The organism is Acinetobacter sp. ANC 3813 (genome assembly GCF_002135435.1).
Taxonomy (GTDB): domain Bacteria; phylum Pseudomonadota; class Gammaproteobacteria; order Pseudomonadales; family Moraxellaceae; genus Acinetobacter.
In genome coordinates, this window is the sequence record NZ_NEGK01000002.1 from 425,883 (window position 1) to 446,066 (window position 20,184).

Genomic DNA, 20,184 nt, shown 5'->3' on the forward strand with positions numbered 1-20,184 from the left:
CATTCAGCTTTCGATTTTGTCTAAGCTTCGGTCTCTCAGACTTAAATTGCCGCGCAGCACATCTGAAAACATGCGCCAATCAGAAATAAAACTATACAGAGGCTGCTTAAAGCTAGCGGGTTTATTTTTTTCAAAAACAAAATGACCCACCCATGCACAGGCATATCCCGACAGCAGCCCCAGTGCAAAATATTTTGCCTTGCGCTGACGAATACCTTGAGTAAAAAAGTATAGGCCAATTGTGCTGCCGGCTACATGCAGGCGCCGGCTCATAATATTACGGTGTTCCGTGAGGTAAAAACGGTAAAACTCTGAATAATTGCGAATCGGCATTTCAAAATGCTGTTCTGAGGGCTGTTCCTGCGGAACCGGGGCTTGCGCATTCATGGACATCTTCCTGTTGATTTTTTATCACCATAGCGCAATTTTCAGTCGCTGAAAAGCCAGAGGCAATACCAATACATAGATTGTAGATTCACAAAACTTCCCGCTAAAGCTTGCTCACTCAAATTGGGCAAGCTAATCTCTGTGCAATTAAAAACTTTAATACGGCGTCAAGTCTTACATGTCATTTGTTTTTGGTTAGAATTAGTTGCTAAAAATGAATGATCTGTATTGTTATATCGCTTGCGTAGACAATTGCAGTTCATGATACCGCTTTGCTGCTGGATTACGATTTATAAATTAGGACATAAACATGGTTGAAGTTGAGTTGAAATTTCAAATTCCGGAAGGCCGCCGCACGGCGCTGCTCAAGGCGCTTGATCCAAAAAAATCACAGCAAATTCAACTAAAAGCCAAATATTATGATACACCCGACCGCCTTATGGCTCAAAAACATGCGGCTTTGCGTCAGCGCTTGGAAGGCTCCCGCTGGATTCAGACGCTCAAAGCTGCAGGTAAAAGCCACATCGAACGCTTTGAGCATAATGTTGATTTAGGTGAACTAGAACAAGCGCCCGAACTTAACCTCGATATTTATGCAGATCATGCCGAAGCGAAAAACATCCTGCAAAATGCACTGGGCACACAGCAAGATCAGCTGACCCTGCAATTTGAAACTGATATTGCCCGCACCTTCCGTATCATTGAATATCAGGATGCTCAAATTGAAGTATGTCTAGATATTGGCTGCATCCGCACGGCAACTGCAGAACAAGAAGTGCATGAAGTTGAATTTGAACTGAAAAGCGGTTCTATTCAATCTTTATTGGCTTTTAGTTTTGAGTGGGTCAAAAAATACCAGCTTTGGCTCGATGTGCGCAGTAAAGCAGAGCTTGGCAATTTACTTGCTATGCAGCAAACCGTCAGTCCTGCGACAAAGGCCAAAGAATTTCTACTGAGTAAAAAAGATCCCGCCAATAAAAACCTGCGCCAGCTGGTCGCTCAGCAGCTGCAGCATTTACTGCCAAACATTGCCGCGATGTCTGCACAGACTGCCCAGCAAGAACATATTGATGAAGCGCAATTGGCACTGCAGCATTTACAGCTGACCATTTCTTTACTGAAAGATTGGAATGCCAACATCTCCGATAAATGGGGCTATCAGCTGCAAGCTTTTGAACATCAGTTTGCGCAGCTGCAGCATTTCGAACACATGCAAAGCACTTTGGGCGCTTTTTTACAGAATAGAACAACATCTGAAAATTTAGCTAAAGATATTTTATATGCACAAGAGAAACTGCATAACTTAGTCAAATCTACGCTGAACGTTCATCACTATTTAGAGCTGATGATGTTCAGCCTAAATGCAGAAGACCAGCCGCAGCAGCATGATCTAAAATGGTATGCGCAAAATACCCTGCAAAACCAATACAAGGCGCTGCAGGAATGCTTGAATGATGCCGATATTGCAAACTTTGAGAGCCTTGATGCATTAGCAGCCAGAATTCAGGAACTTAAATTCAGCTTCCCTATTTTAACGTCGATCTATGATGTTAAAAATTTGCAGAAATACAGCAAAGCGCTCAACGATGCGCAGCTTGCAGCAAAAGAGTATCAAGTGCTTGCCTCTTCTGCGGTCTACATTCAACAGACTGAATTGGAAGCCAGCGACTGGTTTGTATTGGGCTGGCTGACAGCAAAACAGGAAGTTTATGCACAGAAGCTGCTCGAGGCGACTGAGCAATTCATGGTTAGCCGTAAATTCATGAAATAAATACATATTTGAGCTATTCAAATCATAGATTAGATTTGAATAGCTTAATTTGTATATTTTTTAATCAATCTAATTTATAGTCAAATCTCTATAGGTGTATTGCTGTATCCGAACCCTTAACAAAGGTGCATTGCAATGTCTGAGATCGAGCTTAAATTTCAAATTCCAGCGTCAAAACGTACTGCTTTAGCTCGCGCTGTACAAAAGTTGAAACCAGAGCCCCTGCAGCTGCATGCCAAATATTTTGATACAGACGAATTCCATCTCTACAAGTGTCAAATGTCTCTGCGGCTTCGTTTAGAAAATGAAGAATGGCGCCAAACATTAAAACTGCCTAAAAACAATATTGAGCGCTTAGAAATAGAAACTGAGGCTCAGAACGGCGATAGCATCAACCTACAGCCCTATTTAAAAGATAAAAAACTGCGCAATGTATTGCCGCCTATATCTGAATCATCATTAAGACTCCAGTTTGAAACACAAGTGCATCGCAGTCGCATCATCCAGCAGATCAATAACAGTCAGATTGAAATTGCTTATGACATAGGCAATATCACAGCACTTCATCAAAAGGATTCAGGCCTTGCCATAGACGAAATTGAATTTGAACTCAAAAGCGGCTGTGTTGAAGATTTAATTCAATCTATTCGGCCTTGGGTGAACAAGTACCAGCTTTGGCTTGACCGCAGCAGTAAAGCGCTAAAAGGCTATTCGCTCACTCAGCAGAGTTTCACTCTTCCCGTGCAAACTCAAACAGCTGTAAATCTGAACAAGCATGCAGATTGCAATAGCGCCTTACAGGATATCATCGCCAATTGCCTTGAGCATTTACTGCCAAATTCCAGCGCTATTGCCTTGAACCAATATACAGTTGAACATGTGCATCAAGCGCGCGTCGCAGTACGGCGGCTGCGCAGCGCTTTAAAAATATTTAATTTCGATCCCAATCTTCAGCAGCAAACCCGCATTTGGCAAAAACTGCTGGCAGACATTTTCAAAGGTCTTGGCGGCACTCGCGACCGAGATGCGCTAGCAGAAACTTTAATTCCCGAACTTAAAGCTGTAGGCTCGCCAATTGTTGAACTACCTGCTTCAGTTCAACCTGCTGAAAAAATTGACCTCATTTTCCAAGCGAAAGAAACAACGTTTCTGTTGCTTGAACTGATTGAATTTGCATATACACCGCAGCCGCGCCATCAAAAACTAAAAGTACAGCTGAACAAAAAACTGAATAAAATGCACAAGCAAATATGCGCTGCACAGATTGCTTTTGAACAAATGCACGATGAAGAAAAACACCGCCTGCGCAAACAAGTCAAAACTTTGCGTTACTGCATAGAGTTTTCAGCTGCGCTATATGCTCCGTCAGCGGTAAAAGCCTATTTAAAAGCCCTTAAACCTCTGCAGGAGGATTTAGGGCGTTTTAATGATCTAACGGTTGCACATGCACTATTCAATCAAAACTTGGACAATCAGCCCGAAATATGGTTCGTCTTGGGCTGGATTGCCGCAGAAAAAAGTTTTGTTCAACAAAAGATTCAAGCCAATTTAAAGTCTTTTAGCCAAGTGCAAACTTTTTGGACTCAGTAAAACATCGCCGTTAAAAAATACGATCAATCAGCGGTATTTCCCATATATTTTCCAGGTTTTGTTGTCCGCCAATGGGTCACTATAACTGTCATTACGCTGTTTTCGCGGCTTATCGCGCGCATCAACCAATTCAAAGCCATCTTCTACGCTCAAGACAATGCCATTCACATAAAACCGTGTTCTCGTATATTCACTTTGCCCATACTGGAATACATAAGTACGTAAATCGATAAATTCACGGTGCGCAACCAAAGCCGCTGTATCATCCGAATCCAGCCAGCGGTGCATAGCAGAAACTTCATGCGGTTCGAATTGACCGCATTTTTCGACAAGACTGGCAATGCCGCGAAAGGTTTTAGACTCTTTGGCTCGCGTTTTGTTAATGCGGATTCTGTCTACATGAAAATAAAACAGCGGTAAATTTAAATGACTAGGTAAATGCACGGCGTCCAGCGCTTCATCTTCCATAAAAGGCTGAAACAATTCCTGAGCACGCGCAATCAGGCCGTCCCATTGCTGATAATAGGCATCCACCGCCTCTTTGCTTCCATAGTAGATCGGCAGCCCCTCTACATTGGCCAAATTGGCTGGTGGCCAAATGTTTTGACGCAATAAAGCAATGTCACTTTTTAAACTTTGTACTGCAATTGCATTTTGCATGAGGGCTATCCATTTTGCTTAGGCTATTTTTAGATTAAGTCAATGGTTTTGTTTCTGCAAGGCTTTGCCTATAATTAGCCTTTAAGATTTTAGATGTCAGGAAAAATTCATGGTTCAAAAGATTGAAGCAACCGATGTAACTGAAGAAGAAGCGTTAAATGCAGCTTTCTTTGAACGTGCTGATGAATTTATCACACTCGCAAACAAATTCAGCCGTGTAGAAAAAGGCAGCCAAGAACAGCCTGCCGAAAAACGCGGCCAAATCAGCGCAGCAATGCTGTTTGGTACAGCCCGCTTCAATACATGGGTTGCAGCCAACAACTTCAAAGACGGCAACGAAATGCGCGATGCCAAAGATCAAGTGATGTCTTATATTTTGCAACAGTTCCAAATGATGCTGGAAGACAACTATGACGAGTACTGTGAACAGTTCGAAAACTATCTACGCTTCCGTCACAATGAAGAGTTTCATGCGACTAAGCATAATCATGATGACCATAAGCACTAAAGCTTCAGTTTAAATTTAAAAGCCCTTCGGGGCTTTTATTTTGCCTTAGACAAAGTGAGCAACTATGATTTTGCAATCAATTGAGCATACGTTTGGTCATAATTTTACAGACCCGCTTCTTTTTTATGATAAAAAGTTCTAATACTTAAGATTCACTGCAATTTAAGGAAAGCCATGCAGCAGCTCGATTTTGGCATTATTGATGCGCACATACACCAATGGGACCCTTACCATACACCGCATGCAGCTTCTACGGCTGTTAAATTACTCGGCAAGCACCCCAAACTGCTGGATAAAATGCTGCGCATGCTCAAACCCGATGATCTGATTGAGACGCTTGGTTTGACTCAACATGTCACTACCCCTTATTTGCCGCAAAATTATAAGGCGGATATCGGTTCCTTCCCTGTTGAGCAAGTCGTACATGTAGAAGCCAGCTGGCATGAGAGCAAAGGCAAAGGTGTGATTGGCGAAACTGAATTTATCGCTAATCTGCCCTTTGAACAGGAAGGCCTAAACTTAGGGGCTATTGTTGGTACTGCAGATCCGCGCGACAGCAGCTTTAAAAAGATTCTGAAGCTGCATCAAAAAGCGTCGAGTAAATTCCGCGGTATCCGTAAAATGGCCGCCGTACATGAAGACCGTAAAATTCATGCATGGTCAGATGATCCGCATCTGTATACCAATAAAAAATTTATGAAAGGTTTTGAAGTGCTGGCGTCTATGGATTTAAGTTTTGATGCTTGGGTGTATTCTACTCAGCTGCCTGATTTGATCAAACTGGCGAAAACTTTTCCAGAAACTTCCATTGTATTGGACCACTTTGGCACACCCGCAGGGTTATTCGGCTCTATAGGTGCATATACAGGCGTGACAAAAACAGCACGTGAAAACATTCTGTTCCGCTGGAAGGAAGATATCGCCGAACTTGCACAGTGCCCAAATGTCTATACCAAAATGTCTGGCCTATTTATGCCTGTATTAGGGCATGGCTTTCATAAGGAACGGCGTCTAGCCAGCAAAGAAGAAGTGTTTGATTTAGCGCATCCGCTGATCAGCCATGCACTCAGCTGTTTTGGCAAATACCGTGTTATGTTTGCTTCCAACTCCCCCATGGACAGTGTCAGCACATCTTTGGTCAATATTATTGATGCTTTTAGTGATGCCGTAGCAGCTTGCGACCCTGACGCACTACCACTGGTCTTTCGATCGAATGCCAAACAGTTTTACCGCTTTTAAAATTAGATTCTAAAACAAAAAAACTCCCCAATACTTGGGGAGTTTTTTTTATTGCTTAAAAAGCTTAAAGCATTCAAATTTACTTTTGAGCAGAACTTTGAGCTGCTGCTTGTACAGGCGCATCTTTCTGCGCTGTACCGTATTGATCTGCCATCACTTCAACCAGTTGATCGAGACGAACATATTTTTTAATCACGGCATCAACATCTGCCTTGGTTAATTTTGCAATACTTTCATCACGCTTTTCACGGTAAAGCAAGTCACGGCCTTTTTCTAATTGCGGAATCAGCATGCTGTGAATACGGCGCTCATCTTCAAGTGCTGTTACACGCTTTTTCAGCATGCTGGCTTTAGCCGCTTCAACTTCTTGTTCTGTTACCCCTTTCGTCAGCATTTCAGTCAGTACTTTATGTACAGCTTGAGACACCTGCGCCGACTTGCCGGCTGTGTAGTTTGCACTGATTCCCAAAGCTCCAGATTCCACCCAATTATCAAAATTCATGCTGGCGCCAAAACCGTAAACCAGTGCATTTTTCTCACGCAGCTCTTGAGCTAAACGTGAGGATAATTGCGAATCACCTAGAATATGACGGAAAACTTGTAGAGCAGGCATATCTGGATTTTCAGTACCCACAGGCATAGTCATAACCGCTTGATAGCTGCCAAACTCACGCTGCTCAGACAAAGCATGAACTTTTTGCGCTTTGTAAACGGTATATTTATCGTCAATGCGTGCATAAGGCTCGGTTGTTTTCCAATGACCAAATTCTTTACTCAAAAACTTCTGAATCTTTTTCGCATCAAAATCGCCTGTTACTGCAATATTCACATGCTGTGTCTTAAAGAACTGCTTATACAGCTGCTGAACCTGATCACGTGTAGCGGCTTGGTACTGTTTCTTGGCAAGTTCAGGTTCAAAATGGTAATCCAAATCTCCCGGTTGGCTGGTTTCCAAAATTCGAGAAATAGTCAAACCAGAAACGGTTTCAGGCTCTGTATAAGAACGGTCTAAGCTCGATAAACTTTGTGATTTAATTAAGTCAAATTGAGACTGTTCAAATGCAGGCGCATTCACAACAGCCATTACATATTTAAAATAATCTTCAAATTTGTCTTTCTTTGCCGAAACTTGAATGCTTAAACCGTTGCCGCTAGCGCTGACAGACGCGCCGCCGCCGCTTTCAATGGTTTTATCCGTAATCTCCTGCAAGCTTTGCTGATCTGAACCGCGCATCATCAAATATGCGGTCAAACCTAAAATTTCGCCTTTATTGAACAATGACTTTTCTGTACCAAAATCTAAAGAGATCGTTGCATATGTCTTATCATCACGCGTTGAAGTTGGATACAGCGCATATTGCACGCCATTTTTCAGCTTGCCGCGCTGAATCATTTTTTCTTTTTGCTCTAAATAAGCTTTAGACTGCTGCACATACTGCTTTACTTCTTCACGGTAAGTGCTGGCATCTTTTAATGGCTCTTCCGCCACGGCTTGCTGATCTAAGGTTTTAGCAGGCTCTTCTTTTTTCTGCTCCAAAGCCTTTTTCTGATCTTCCGGTGTTGGCAGAATGTCGCCACTAATACGGTATTCAGGTTTGAAATAAGCCTTATATGCGTTATTCACTTGCGCAGGTGTCAGTTTTTGCAAGGCATCTAAATCTTTAAAATAACGTGACCAGTCACCATCAAAAGCCACATAATATTCACTCAGTGTCGAACCCAATGCAGTGGCGCTGTTCTTCACATTATCTGCCTGATTGCGGGTAATGTTTTTAACACGGTTCAATTCAGCTTCATTAAAATCTTTGCTACTTTCTACGCCTTGATTCAATTCAGTTTGAACTTTCTTGGCATCATGATTCGGCGCATACACGGCACCCATCAGCATTAAGTTAAAATCTTTTTCCAACCATGGCGATGATAAAACCCCCATAGCCGTTCCTGTTTCTACAATGCTCTTATACAAATGGCCGCTTGGCTGCATCATATATAGCGCAGGCGCAACAGAAAGCGGTAAAACAGCCGATTGATCTGCGCCATTTAAATAAATATTAAATTTGGCATAATCACTGCCCTTTTGCACACTAAATTGACGCTGCAGAATTTTACTGCCATCCAGCTTAGGCACAGCAGCTTGCGCAGGCACAGTACGTGATGCAATCGGACTGAATTTCGCATCAATCTGCTTTAGTACCGCAGCTTTATCAAATTTGCCTGAAATCACCATCGCCGCATTGTTTGGCGCATACCAAGCACGGTAAAACTGATTCAGTTCCTGCATATTGATCGACTGCAATTCGTTTAAATCGCCAATAGGCAAACGGCCTAAATATTGATTGCCATAAGCGCTTTTAAAGACTTGATCCATAAGCACAGCAGAAGGCTGATCCAAGCGGATTTCACGTTCACGTTTCACAATAGAAATTTCAGTCGGCACATGCTTCTCTTGCAGCACCAGCTTATCCATACGCTCCGCTTCTAAATGAATCACTTCATTGACAGCAGTCTGCTCTGGACGAATTGTATTGGTATATTTTGTCGAATAATAATCTGTACTAGCATTGGTTGATAGCGTGTACTGATCTAAACGACGCTGGAATTCATCATCTTTAATATTTTGCGTCCCTTTAAACGCCAAATGCTCCAGTAAATGCGCCAAACCGCCTTTACCCTTTGGATCATTTAACGAACCGGTTTGATATACCGTATTCATAAAGACTTTATTTTCTTTGTCATTCGGCGCCAGAATAATTCTAAAGCCATTATCTAATTTATATTCTTCAATATTTTGTGCTGATTTAACCAAAACAGGCTGTGCAAAAAGTGCAGCGCTGCAGCCCAATAGGAAAAGTGAGAGAGTAAGCTGTTTAAAACGCATGAATGGTGTCTTTCCGATCTAAATCTATAAAATATTTATACTGTTTATTATAGAGAATGATTCTCATTTTAGACAGCAATTTCCATGTGCATTCCACTCTTTTTTTGCAGGAATGCACACATTTAAAGTGAATAATTAGAACTGAATAAAAGTTTATTTTTCAACAATTATTCTACAAAAATTTCTGCCTGCATATACAGCTTGCCATAGCCTGAAATTTCAATACGTTCATTGTCTAAAATACGGCAATACAGTTCACCGCCGCGTGAAGATGCCTGATAAGCGAGTAAATTCTGCTTAGAAAGTTTGTCTGCCCAAATAGGCACAATACCGGTATGAACAGAGCCAGTAACAGGGTCTTCATTAATACCGTTTGCAGGTGCAAAATAACGTGACACACAGTCATATTTTTGATCATGCGCAGTAATCGCAACATCTACATCTGAATTGCTATCTGCTGCGGTAATTGCTGTGCGGATGCGGCCTAACTGCTTGAGCAGCTCTAAATTTGGCTGTTCATCGAGTACATCCTGCACAGTGTTATAAACCACAATATAAGCCTGCGCATTTAAATAGACCTCTTTAAACGGCTTGGTTAACGCTTGTCTGAGCACGTCTGGATATTCCGTTACAAGCTGTGCGCAGCGTATGGGAAAATTCATTTGAATTCTGCCGTCTTCAACTTGAGAGACGGTAAAAATGCCTAAATCTTTAACATGAAACTGAATGGTTTTAGACTGGCTAAAGTCTTTAAATACAACAAAGCTGCTGGCCAATGTCGCATGGCCGCAAAAATCAACTTCTGTTGTGGGCGTAAACCAGCGGATTTCATAGTTTTCATCATCGATGATTTTAACAAAAGCAGTTTCAGACAAATTATTTTCTAAAGCAATATTCTGCATCAGCGCATCATCCAGCCAATAATCTAAAACGATTACAGCAGCGGGATTGCCTTTAAACTGTTGCGCGGTGAAGGCATCAACCTGATACATTTTCATCTAAATCTGTCCAAATAACTAAAGGTTTATGAGCTTGTTTTTATGCATAAATAAAAGCCAACACCCTTTGCATGTATTGGCTTTTACTCATGAATCATCTGATCTCGATTGTGGCCTTAAATGTGCGTCAAATCCACATCATCACGATTAAATATTGTTTTATTTGTTTGTCCCATCAGCTGACTGGTTACTGTGCCTGCAGTCATTGACCCGCTCACATTTAATGCGGTACGCCCCATGTCAATTAAAGGCTCAATTGAAATCAATAATGCAACCAATGTGACAGGCAGCCCCATGATCGGCAATACAATTAAAGCTGCAAAGGTTGCTCCGCCGCCCACACCCGCAACGCCTATAGAGCTTAAAGTCACCACACAAACCAAAGTCAGTATCCATATAGGGTCCAGCGGATTAATTCCAACTGTAGGTGCAACCATCACTGCCAGCATGGCAGGATAAAGCCCCGCACAGCCATTTTGCCCAATGGTTGTACCAAAAGATGCTGAGAAGCTGGCAATAGATTCAGGCACACCAATACGCTGGGTCTGCGCTTCAATATTTAAGGGAATACTGGCGGCGCTGGAGCGGCTGGTAAATGCAAAAGTCAGTACAGGCAGTACCTTTTTGAAAAACTTTAACGGATTGATGCCTGTCAGAGCCAAAATAACCGCATGTACAGCAAACATGATGGCTAAGCCCAGGTATGAGGCGATCAAGAACCCGCCGAGATTTAAAATATCGCCAAGCTGAGAACTCGCTACCACTTTGGTGATTAATGCAAAGACCCCATAAGGTGTCAGCAGCATTACAATACGGACCAGCTTCATCACCCAGCCTTGTAAAGTTTCTATCGAGCTTAACAGTCTCTGCCCTTTTAGCTCATCGTCCTGAATTAGCTTTATTCCTGCGATGCCCAACAGCACTGCAAATATGACCACACTGATAATTGACGTTGGATGAGCGCCCGTCAGTTCTGCAAAAGGGTTGCTCGGTATAAACGAGAGCACCAAATCTGGCACACTCAAATCTGTCAGCTTGGTCATGTACTCCGTATTGAGCTGATTTAAACGGGCTGTTTCTTCTGTGCCTTGAACCAAGCCAGCAGCGCTTAAACCAAATAAATTTGTCACCATTACCCCAACTAAAGCGGCAATAAAGGTGGTAATAAGTAAAGTGCCTATACTGAATATACTAATTTTACCTAGTGCGCTGGCATCATGCAGCTTAATGACTGCTCCCAATATAGAGATTAAGACCAGCGGCATAACCACCATTTGCAGCAGCTTCACATAGCCGCTGCCTACAATATTGAACCATTGAATTGACTCTTTTAGCACATCAGGCGAATTGCCATAAAGCGCATGTAAAACCAAGCCAAAAACAATACCAAGGCCTAGTGCAGTAAAAACTTTCTTAGACAGGCTCCATTGGGTTTTACGCATTTGCGCAAGCAAAACCAAAAGCACGATAAATACAGCGACATTCAGTATCACAATTAGACTCATTAGCTAAACTCTTATCCTTTTTTTCTATTATAAACCTGCATAAGCCAATCATTTCAGGCAGATTTTGTAATGGTTTTTTATTTCATCTTGAGTATATTGCTTATCAAGAAAAGCTTATGGTGAACTTAAAAATGACGCATTCAAGCCTTCAGCCTGTAGAACTGGAAAAATCATACCGACTGCTGAATCACGGTCCGACCGTTTTAGTCTCTGCTCAAGATCAGCAGCATACGGATGTGATGACTGCTGCATGGGCCTGCGCGCTAGAGTTTAGTCCGGCCAAAGTAACGGTAGTTTTAGATAAAAGTACTAAAACGCGTGAAATTATCGAAAATTCAGGACTTTTTGCGCTGCAAGTACCCAACTTAAAACAGCTGAAAATGGTGTACTCACTGGGCATGATTAGCCTGAAAGATGCGCCAGAAAAGCTACGTCAATCTGGTGCAGAATTGTTTAATTTTCCAGAATCAAACATTCCTGTTGTTGCAGGCTGCTCTGCATGGCTTTTATGCGAACTGATTTCTGAACCGCATAATCAGCAAATGCATGATTTATTTATCGGCAAAGTCATGGCTGCTTATGCAGATGAACGGGTGTTTAGCGATGGGCATTGGCACTACGAAACCGCGGGTGAAGAATGGAAAAGCCTGCATCATGTTGCTGGCGGCCATTTCTATACCATCGGCGATCCTGTTGCGGTTCATAAAGATCAGCATTGATCATATTGTAAAATTGAACAATCGTTTCAGCTCTTTAAACGGATGAAGATTCAACTTTGTCCACGAAGGTGCTAAATTAAATTTAATGTTTAAAACCGCCGAGAAGTGTGTACCTATGACTTTTAAAATTCACTGCATAGACGTCAAAAATCCGCTTCAAAATTATATTTGGCTGTTAGAACACGAAGCGACAAAGGACGTCATCTCTGTAGATCCAACAGAAGCGCATTTGGTCGAAGCATACTGCCAAAAACACCAACTCAATCTTGCTCAGATTTGGCTGACACATTGGCATAAAGACCATGTTGGCGGTGTACCTGAGTTAATCAGTCAGCGGAATATTCCTGTTTATGGCCCGCGGGATGAATTGACGAAAATCCCTTTTATTAGCCACCCGCTGGAAAATGGCAATCAATTTGAATTTCATGGCTTGAATATCGATATTCTAGCCGTTCCAGGACACACCTTAGGCCATATCGTATATTTCATCGATGCCATTGATGTGCTGTTCTGCGGAGACACTTTATTTGCCATGGGCTGCGGACGAGTTTTTGAAGGCACTTTTCAGCAAATGTACAGTTCACTCGCGCGCTTAGCAGCCCTGCCTGCACAAACCAAGGTGTACTGCACGCATGAATATACATTGTCCAATGCCAAGTTTGCCTTGCATGCAGAACCGCATAATATGGCTATACAGGAACGCTATGAACATGTCGAAGCGCAACGCCTATTAGGGCACTGCACCCTGCCCAGCACGATTGAACTCGAGCTGGAAACCAATCCCTTTATCCGTGCTGAAAGTGTTGAGGAGTTTCAGCGCTTAAGAGAGATGAAAGACAGCTTCTAATGCGGGATTCGAGTAAATCCCGCGCATTTCAAATGATGCACTATTTATAAAATTTGATTTGTTTGGGCAAATGCATCCAGTTCTGATTGCGTAACAACGCGCACTGCATGCATTTCATCAATACGAACCAAAAGCAAGCCGCCTAATGCAGGCTGATAGCGACGCGCACTGCCAAATGGCGTATATGCAACCTTAGACTGTTCTGAAAAAATCAGCCAGTCTTCATGCCCCAGCATAACAGCTGCCGGAACTTCTGAATTTTGTTTCATAGTTTCAATACGGTGTGCGACAAATTGCTCAACTGTTTCAATGCGCTTGGTCATTTTCTTACCCTTATTTGGCTTAATTCAAACATTTAATTAAGTCGATAAACTTCATGATCATGGCGAAGGTTCATCAATGATCTGAAGCGTTATTTTAGCGTGGTCTATGGTTTTAATTCTTATATTCACATTCTTATGATGCTTAGCTGTACAATTTACAGTCAAATCATTCAATACAAAAAGCTTTCTTTATGTATTTTTTGTTTCTTTGCGTGAAGTCATAATTCGTTACACTCTCAACATCTCATTTATATTCAAATATTTACTTTATTATTCATCTGATCAAATCTGGTTTGTCGTATATTTTTTATTCAAATAAATGTATTTTGATAAAAAGTTCAGTTTTGCCCTTTAAAAAATATTTAAACATCCCTATTAATTATTTATAGATGAATATGGAGTTCTCTCGTGAAAAAAGTGGTTAAAGCAAAAAATCTTATCGCATTCCGTCTTTGGCTTGAAAAATTAGGCTATAACGTTCGCACTTTGGCAGATAACAAAGGTTTCTCATTCAGTTTTAAAAAGGAATACGGTTTAGTCACATGTGACTTATCTGGCAACGCTTTGGCCATGCAGCTGGGCGAAGAATTCGAAGATCACTTAAAGGCCTAAAATATTCAGCCAATTTTGATCGAGAAAAATGGATTTTTCGAAATATAGCCCTCTTTGTGAGGGCTTTTTAGTGCACACCATAAAGTGCATCCAATGCTATTGTAAAATGTGCTTAAATTTATGAAGTAAAATTCTGCCCTAAAATAATCATAGCACTTAAACCCTTAGCGCCTGCTTAATATAAAAACTCATCAGATCCGTTCTATCACCAACAGATTTTTGATAATAAGTTGAACTTAAAAGTAACGAAGCGCCATATGTAATGGTCCACACATAAGACAAATAATCACGTACCGATATATGGCTTTCATAAGCGCTGAGGTGCTCTGAAACCAGCTCTTTCAGCTCCATAATGCGCTGCTCACGAATGCCATACAGCTCTTCAAATAATTTTTGCAGTTTGGTTTCGGTATTCGTAATACGCTCTTCTATTGCATGAAATAACACTGTCCGATTGGACTCACGCATATGATAAAGCATATAAGTCGTTACGCTTTGCTCAATATCTTTTTTATAGTTTATGGCAAAATCCAGTAAGCGCTTTTCATTTAAGATCAGCAGCTCAAGATATAGATGATTCTTACTGCTGAATGATTTATAAATTGTCCCTTTTGCCATATCTAATGCAGCTGCCAGTTCATGTATAGCAACTTCTTGATTGTTTTCAAGCACCAGCTTTTCTACGGTTTCAAGAATTTCCATTTTCTTTAAAAAACTCTTTTGTTGGCGCAATAAACCCATATTCTTTCCATGAACTAGAAAATTTTAATTTTTTCTGTATTGAACGCCCGACCACAATATTTCAAAAACTTAAAACAATGATGAGTCATATGAATACGAAAAAATAATTTAAGTGCAGCAAGCACAGCTGTCAAGCTAACTTGACTTATTTAAACACCCTCATCAGCCATGTCTACCCTAAATACGGCTTGAAGCAGCCAGATGATTACTTAATGTACAAATCCATTAAGGCTGTTCATTAATGACTAATTTTTTTCCGCATTGACCACTTTGCATAATAAGAATACTTATTTAAGTACCAATTCCTTTCTTTTTACAGTTGTGCAAAATCAATAACGACTTGAACAACTATTGTTATTTCATCCAGATATTTTTCTATTTTGGGATTAAAAGAGACTACATAAACCATGAGAAATTGGTTCTCAAATAAGCATGGAGCGTGACAAATCATTAAAAAGCCCAAATCGATTGGTCTGGTTTTTTATTAGCAGGACAAAACAATGATTTATATAAAATAAAAGAGAACATATCGTACAGGTAAGCTAGGAGTTTCATTTCTCTGCGGAATTTAGTGTCCAGTAAAATATAAAATCGTTTTAATCACGGATCATTACATAAAAATTCATGCATTCCGTCTCAGCTAAACGAGATGATAGAAAATATGTTCGAAGCTCAATACAGTTTGTATTAAAAAATAACGGCAATAAAAAAGCCTTAATTATTTTGAATTAAGGCTTTAGACTTCAAATGAAGTTTATAAGTATAAAATATGGTGGGGATAGAGAGACTCGAACTCTCACGCCCAGAAGGCGCTGCGACCTGAACACAGTGCGTCTACCAATTCCGCCATATCCCCGTAGGTCGCCAGTTATATATCTATAATTGGACTTGTAAATCGAAAGCTTTACCCTGCAATAAAAAGCAAGGCCTAATGCCCTGCTTTAATATTTGATGGTGGGGACGGAGAGACTCGAACTCTCACACCTTGCGGCGCTGGAACCTAAATCCAGTGCGTCTACCAATTTCGCCACGTCCCCATCAGGGTTGCTAACACTAGGTCAGTCTTTTAAAGCTTGGCAGAGGATCAAGGACTCGAACCTTGACGAACGGTTTTGGAGACCGTCATGCTACCATTACACCAATCCTCTATTTTCTTAACTCTTAAGCATACGCTTAAGCTTTAAGTGGTGGGGACGGAGAGACTCGAACTCTCACACCTCGCGGCGCTGGAACCTAAATCCAGTGCGTCTACCAATTTCGCCACGTCCCCATAGGGTGCCAGTTATCATAAAATAAATGGACTTTCTTTACATTGTTGCTTCAAAATCCCGCAATAAAAAAGCAAGGTAAATTGACCTTGCTTTAATACTTGATGGTGGGGACGGAGAGACTCGAACTCTCACACCTTGCGGCGCTGGAACCTAAATCCAGTGCGTCTACCAATTTCGCCACGTCCCCATCAGGGTTGCTAACACTAGGTCAGTCTTTTAAAGCTTGGCAGAGGATCAAGGACTCGAACCTTGACGAACGGTTTTGGAGACCGTCATGCTACCATTACACCAATCCTCTATTTTCTTAACTCTTAAGCATACGCTTAAGCTTTAAGTGGTGGGGACGGAGAGACTCGAACTCTCACACCTCGCGGCGCTGGAACCTAAATCCAGTGCGTCTACCAATTTCGCCACGTCCCCAATGGCTGTGTATATTATAGAGAGAACCTGCACATGACAAGCCTTTTTTCTAAAAAAGGTTTTTGATTGCTTAAATAAAAATCAAAAACCTTTTTTTGGTTTTTTCTTAAACAATTTCAGTCATTAAGCACATTTTAATTTGAGAAAAATCACTTAATCTCAGCGTTTTTTGCCTTGCAAGCATGCGCTTCAATAAGGGCTCAAATGTTTTAAATTGTTGTGGAAGATCAATAATTAACCGCTGACAATGCAAATATGCCCAATCTTCATAGGTTTTAGCCTGAAGCCTCTGCGCTGTCAGCCATTCTAAAAGCACAATCCCCAGTGCATAAATATCACTTTGCAGACTTTTTATCTCACCATGAAACAGTTCAGGCGCCATATAGCGCGGTGTTGCATTCATTGCTGCTGCATGTGTGCTCCTGATTGGCATTGCCTGTTCAAAATCAATCAGTTTAATTTGGCTGTCATACTGAACAAAATGTTCGGCTTTTAAATCCGCATGCATCCATCCCAGCTGCGCCAGCTCATCCAAAACATTGACTGCCTGCATCATCAAAAATGAAATTTGGCTGACCGTCATTAAATTTGGATTTTGCTCAAACACAGACTGCGCATGCGGCAGCAGCAATGCTTGAGGATGTAATTGAACTGAAACCAACTCTAGCGGAAGTTGAGCAATAAAAAGAACCTGATACGGAAGTAAGAAATTGAGCTGCTGCTCTGACCATTGCTGATACAGCAGCAGCTCATGCTTAAATCCATCTTGAGCATGTATAAAGCCATCGGGCTGCATGTTCTGCGCTTTGAGCCAAAAAAATACAGGATCAATCAAAACCTGATGAGGAAGTGACATCTGATATAAATAGCGCCCAAAGTCCAAACTTCGGGCTTTACTTTTTAGATAATAGTCAGCCTTTAACAGTAAATTTGCATCAAACTGCAATAAATTCTGCATTCTGCGGGTTCGTCTGATTTTGATAATTCAGCAATTCCAGGCAATGCTGAATGGTTTTCCCTACCCGTGCATGCGTTTCAATTAATGAAATTTTCGGCCACGTTGCCCGCTCGCCTTCACGCTGTAAAATTTTAAATAAATACGGACGCGGGTTTTGCAGCATATAGCTGTAATGACGCAGGCTATGTTTGCCAACAATATTCACATCACCATAATAGCGCTGATCCACCACACCATAGCCATGATCCAGCAAACGGCGGATTGGCGGCACGCTGCCTACACGCTCACGGGCAAAATCCATCACCCCTTTGGTTATAACCTTGCCTTGACGGCGGATAATCCGTTTAGGCCAGCTGAGCATATCCTTTCGGAACCGATCAATGTCATTTTGCATAAAAGGCACAATATGCGGATTCACCTGACTGGCAATGGTGTAATTAATATTGTACAGCCGTGCCATTTTTTCTTGCGGGAAGTCGCTGCGCACGCTGCCGTCTACCCAGCGTGTAGATGCCATATAAGGCGTATAATGACCGTCATAACGTTTGCTGGTCAGTTTAACGGGCGGGAATAAAATAGGCACAGCACATGATGCCAGTACCGCACTCCACACCAGCAAGTCTGGCGAAGTATAGGCATTCATAATGCGTGCATCTTGCGAAGCATCATAAGGCGCAACGGCAATATTAATATTCAAGCCTGAATTCTTCTGCGCCTCTGCAAAAGTCACATCACCTAAATTTTCTCTCAGGAACGTTTTTAAATATTGAACATCCGCTAAACCGCCATTGCCGCGCAGCAAGTCGCTTAATTTCCGAAAATGGAAAGCCTCACTATAAAAGTTATGTCCTTTTAAGATTTCCATAAATTCAGATGGTTTAGATACCCCAAGCATGCCTGTCATAATGGCGCCAGCACTGGAGCCAGAAAGCACTTTAGGCATTAGATCCTGTTCCATCAGCGCCTTGCATACGCCTGTATGAAACAGTCCAAGGGTTGAACCGCCAGAAAACATCAATGCGGGCTGCCCAAAGGCTTTTTGGCAATGCTCAAAAAATGTAATTTTTTCTGCAGAAGTTAAGCATTCACATTGTTCAGAAGCAATAAAAGCAAGGCTTTCACTGACTTCAGAGACATAGTCTTCAATAATTTTTTTTGTGCCAAAAAAAGTCACCGTAAATAAAAGCGGATGCGCAATATTGGCAATATCGTAAGTTAAGCCTTCACTTAAAATATACATTAAGTCTCGGGTGCGCTTCTGCTGCCGGTAGCGCTTTAGCATAGACAATCGATGAGCAATAATTTCAGCGTCAAAATACGGGGAACAATTGTCCAGTTTCCACTCTTGTGCACCTGATTCTTCATCGATTTTTAGCGCAATTGTTTTCCATTCTTCATAGCTGTCCGCTGTTTCCAGCTGCCGGTGCAATTTTTTTATACGATACGCTTGATGCGGGTTAATTTCCCGAGCAAAATCTTTTAATAGCATATCTATTCCTCAGCGCTGACTCTTATTGGCTGCATCTCAGTGCAAACTCAACTGTTGCAAAATTTTACCACTAATTCAATAGAGAATAATTTTCTTTAATTGTCTCTTCAAGCATAAATACTATACATTATTATAATCAAGCCAATTTACTTCTCTGATTAATTACAAGCTGAAAATCTCATGCCAACCATTGATTTACCAGATAATATTTTAGATTCTCTTTCAACTGTACTTTTACAATTACAGCAAAGCCTGCCAAAAGTTAAAGAAGCGCCAGATTTTTCTGCAATAGCCTATATATGGCAGGATCAGCAGCTCAAAGCTATCGATCAGCCTAAAAAAATGTATTTGGAAGATTTGAAAGGAATTGAACGCCAAAAAGATAAAGTCATTCAAAATACGTTGCAATTTTTAAAAGGCTTTCCAGCCAATGATGTTTTGCTGACAGGATCACGCGGTACAGGTAAATCATCCATTGTCCGCGCTCTGCTGACAGAATATGAATCTGCCGGTTTGCGTCTAATAGAAATTGAACGCGATGATTTATCTGACTTGCCTGAAATTCAAAAACTGATTGCCAATCGCCCAGAAAAATTTATCGTGTATTGTGACGATCTAGCATTCAATGCAGAAGATGAAAATTACCGCAGTTTAAAAAGTGTTTTAGATGGCTCATTACAGTCAGGTTCCAGCAATTTCATTATTTATGCAACCAGTAACCGACGCCACCTTTTACCTGAGTTTATGCATGAAAATACGCCAGTGACCAAAGTGGATGTTCCTCAATACACAGAACTGCATCCACAAGAAGCGATTGAAGAAAAAATTTCATTGTCTGACCGTTTTGGTTTATGGCTTTCTTTCTACCCAATGGACCAAAATCTGTATTTAGAGATTGTTGAACACTATTTAGCAAAAGCAGCAATGCCTTATACAGAAGAAACCCGTGCTGAGGCTCTAAGATGGTGCCAAAGCCGCGGGCAACGCTCAGGCCGTGCAGCTTATCAATTTTCAAAACATTGGATTGGTTCGCAGCAGTTGAAAGCGGTTTAAGTCAACAAACACAAAGCATTTCATTTCCGTTATTCCCCCTTGTAATTTATCGTTACGTAGCCCAGCTCATACAATATAGGCTGGGCGATACGATTGATCTGTCTATAAATAAATCACACCCTAGCCTGCCTCTAAATTCAATTATTGAATTAAGCGAATAAAAAACAGATATAAGAATTTCATTAAAACCAGATTCACTTTCATTTTACTTAATA

General features: G+C 41.3%; 17 protein-coding genes and 7 tRNA genes. 8 read left to right on the forward strand and 16 right to left on the reverse strand.

Annotated features, from left to right (window positions below; genetic code table 11):
- Positions 1-3 precede the first annotated feature (3 nt).
- Positions 4-387, reverse strand: a complete 384-nt coding sequence (locus B9T34_RS04810; protein ID WP_086212024.1) for a DUF962 domain-containing protein — start codon at positions 385-387, stop codon at positions 4-6.
- 310 nt (positions 388-697) lie between these two features.
- Between B9T34_RS04810 and B9T34_RS04815 the strand changes: the two genes are divergently transcribed.
- Together B9T34_RS04815 and B9T34_RS04820 are read left to right on the forward strand one after the other, a co-directional pair.
- Entirely contained in the window at positions 698-2,158 is a 1,461-nt protein-coding gene (locus B9T34_RS04815; protein ID WP_086212025.1) for a CYTH domain-containing protein, read from the forward strand.
- A gap of 135 nt (positions 2,159-2,293) precedes the next feature.
- Positions 2,294-3,748, forward strand: a complete 1,455-nt coding sequence (locus B9T34_RS04820) for a CHAD domain-containing protein (protein WP_086212026.1) — start codon at positions 2,294-2,296, stop codon at positions 3,746-3,748.
- A gap of 27 nt (positions 3,749-3,775) precedes the next feature.
- On the opposite strand, the gene B9T34_RS04825 is transcribed toward B9T34_RS04820, so the two are convergent.
- Positions 3,776-4,408, reverse strand: a complete 633-nt coding sequence (locus tag B9T34_RS04825; RefSeq protein ID WP_086212027.1) for a hypothetical protein — start codon at positions 4,406-4,408, stop codon at positions 3,776-3,778.
- A 109-nt stretch (positions 4,409-4,517) separates the two neighbouring features.
- Between B9T34_RS04825 and B9T34_RS04830 the strand changes: the two genes are divergently transcribed.
- Complete coding sequence (locus tag B9T34_RS04830; protein WP_086212028.1) at positions 4,518-4,916, forward strand: DUF3144 domain-containing protein; 399 nt, start codon at positions 4,518-4,520, stop codon at positions 4,914-4,916.
- A gap of 174 nt (positions 4,917-5,090) precedes the next feature.
- Positions 5,091-6,155, forward strand: coding sequence for an amidohydrolase family protein (locus B9T34_RS04835; RefSeq protein WP_086212029.1), 1,065 nt, complete (start codon positions 5,091-5,093; stop codon positions 6,153-6,155).
- A gap of 79 nt (positions 6,156-6,234) precedes the next feature.
- On the opposite strand, the gene B9T34_RS04840 is transcribed toward B9T34_RS04835, so the two are convergent.
- From B9T34_RS04840 to B9T34_RS04850, 3 genes are all read right to left on the reverse strand, one after another.
- Positions 6,235-9,033 (reverse strand): M16 family metallopeptidase, encoded by a 2,799-nt coding sequence (locus tag B9T34_RS04840; protein ID WP_086212030.1) that lies wholly within the window; start codon positions 9,031-9,033, stop codon positions 6,235-6,237.
- A 167-nt stretch (positions 9,034-9,200) separates the two neighbouring features.
- Positions 9,201-10,031: a PhzF family phenazine biosynthesis protein gene (locus tag B9T34_RS04845; protein ID WP_086212031.1), complete on the reverse strand. Its 831-nt coding sequence runs from the start codon at positions 10,029-10,031 to the stop codon at positions 9,201-9,203.
- A gap of 116 nt (positions 10,032-10,147) precedes the next feature.
- Complete coding sequence (locus B9T34_RS04850; protein WP_086212032.1) at positions 10,148-11,536, reverse strand: L-cystine transporter; 1,389 nt, start codon at positions 11,534-11,536, stop codon at positions 10,148-10,150.
- A gap of 131 nt (positions 11,537-11,667) precedes the next feature.
- Between B9T34_RS04850 and B9T34_RS04855 the strand changes: the two genes are divergently transcribed.
- Together B9T34_RS04855 and gloB are read left to right on the forward strand one after the other, a co-directional pair.
- The gene (locus B9T34_RS04855; protein ID WP_086212064.1) at positions 11,668-12,255 is read left to right on the forward strand and encodes a flavin reductase family protein; all 588 of its coding nucleotides are present in this window, start codon (positions 11,668-11,670) and stop codon (positions 12,253-12,255) included.
- Between the two features lie 115 nt (positions 12,256-12,370).
- Complete coding sequence (gene gloB / locus B9T34_RS04860) at positions 12,371-13,102, forward strand: hydroxyacylglutathione hydrolase (protein ID WP_086212033.1); 732 nt, start codon at positions 12,371-12,373, stop codon at positions 13,100-13,102.
- Between the two features lie 44 nt (positions 13,103-13,146).
- Here the strand turns inward: gloB and B9T34_RS04865 are convergent, their stop codons facing one another.
- Positions 13,147-13,371, reverse strand: coding sequence for a hypothetical protein (locus B9T34_RS04865; protein ID WP_416202700.1), 225 nt, complete (start codon positions 13,369-13,371; stop codon positions 13,147-13,149).
- A gap of 462 nt (positions 13,372-13,833) precedes the next feature.
- Between B9T34_RS04865 and B9T34_RS04870 the strand changes: the two genes are divergently transcribed.
- Positions 13,834-14,037 (forward strand): hypothetical protein, encoded by a 204-nt coding sequence (locus B9T34_RS04870; protein WP_086212035.1) that lies wholly within the window; start codon positions 13,834-13,836, stop codon positions 14,035-14,037.
- 156 nt (positions 14,038-14,193) lie between these two features.
- On the opposite strand, the gene B9T34_RS04875 is transcribed toward B9T34_RS04870, so the two are convergent.
- The 10 genes from B9T34_RS04875 to B9T34_RS04920 form a co-directional block, all read right to left on the reverse strand.
- The gene (locus B9T34_RS04875; protein ID WP_086212036.1) at positions 14,194-14,778 is read right to left on the reverse strand and encodes a TetR/AcrR family transcriptional regulator; all 585 of its coding nucleotides are present in this window, start codon (positions 14,776-14,778) and stop codon (positions 14,194-14,196) included.
- A 770-nt stretch (positions 14,779-15,548) separates the two neighbouring features.
- A tRNA-Leu gene (locus tag B9T34_RS04880) sits at positions 15,549-15,634 on the reverse strand.
- 96 nt (positions 15,635-15,730) lie between these two features.
- Positions 15,731-15,815: transfer RNA gene (locus tag B9T34_RS04885), tRNA-Leu, on the reverse strand.
- 37 nt (positions 15,816-15,852) lie between these two features.
- Positions 15,853-15,926: transfer RNA gene (locus B9T34_RS04890), tRNA-Trp, on the reverse strand.
- Between the two features lie 37 nt (positions 15,927-15,963).
- Positions 15,964-16,048 (reverse strand) — tRNA-Leu (locus B9T34_RS04895).
- A gap of 103 nt (positions 16,049-16,151) precedes the next feature.
- A tRNA-Leu gene (locus B9T34_RS04900) sits at positions 16,152-16,236 on the reverse strand.
- Positions 16,237-16,273: 37 nt separating this feature from the next.
- Positions 16,274-16,347: transfer RNA gene (locus tag B9T34_RS04905), tRNA-Trp, on the reverse strand.
- A 37-nt stretch (positions 16,348-16,384) separates the two neighbouring features.
- A tRNA-Leu gene (locus B9T34_RS04910) sits at positions 16,385-16,469 on the reverse strand.
- Positions 16,470-16,575: 106 nt separating this feature from the next.
- A complete protein-coding gene (locus tag B9T34_RS04915; protein WP_086212037.1) occupies positions 16,576-17,427 on the reverse strand; it encodes a protein kinase domain-containing protein in 852 nt (283 codons plus the stop codon).
- Positions 17,405-18,916, reverse strand: a complete 1,512-nt coding sequence (locus B9T34_RS04920; protein ID WP_086212038.1) for a DUF3336 domain-containing protein — start codon at positions 18,914-18,916, stop codon at positions 17,405-17,407. The genes B9T34_RS04915 and B9T34_RS04920 overlap by 23 nt, the downstream gene beginning before the upstream one ends.
- 180 nt (positions 18,917-19,096) lie before the next feature.
- Between B9T34_RS04920 and B9T34_RS04925 the strand changes: the two genes are divergently transcribed.
- A complete protein-coding gene (locus tag B9T34_RS04925) occupies positions 19,097-19,969 on the forward strand; it encodes an ATP-binding protein (RefSeq protein WP_086212039.1) in 873 nt (290 codons plus the stop codon).
- Positions 19,970-20,184: the final 215 nt, after the last annotated feature.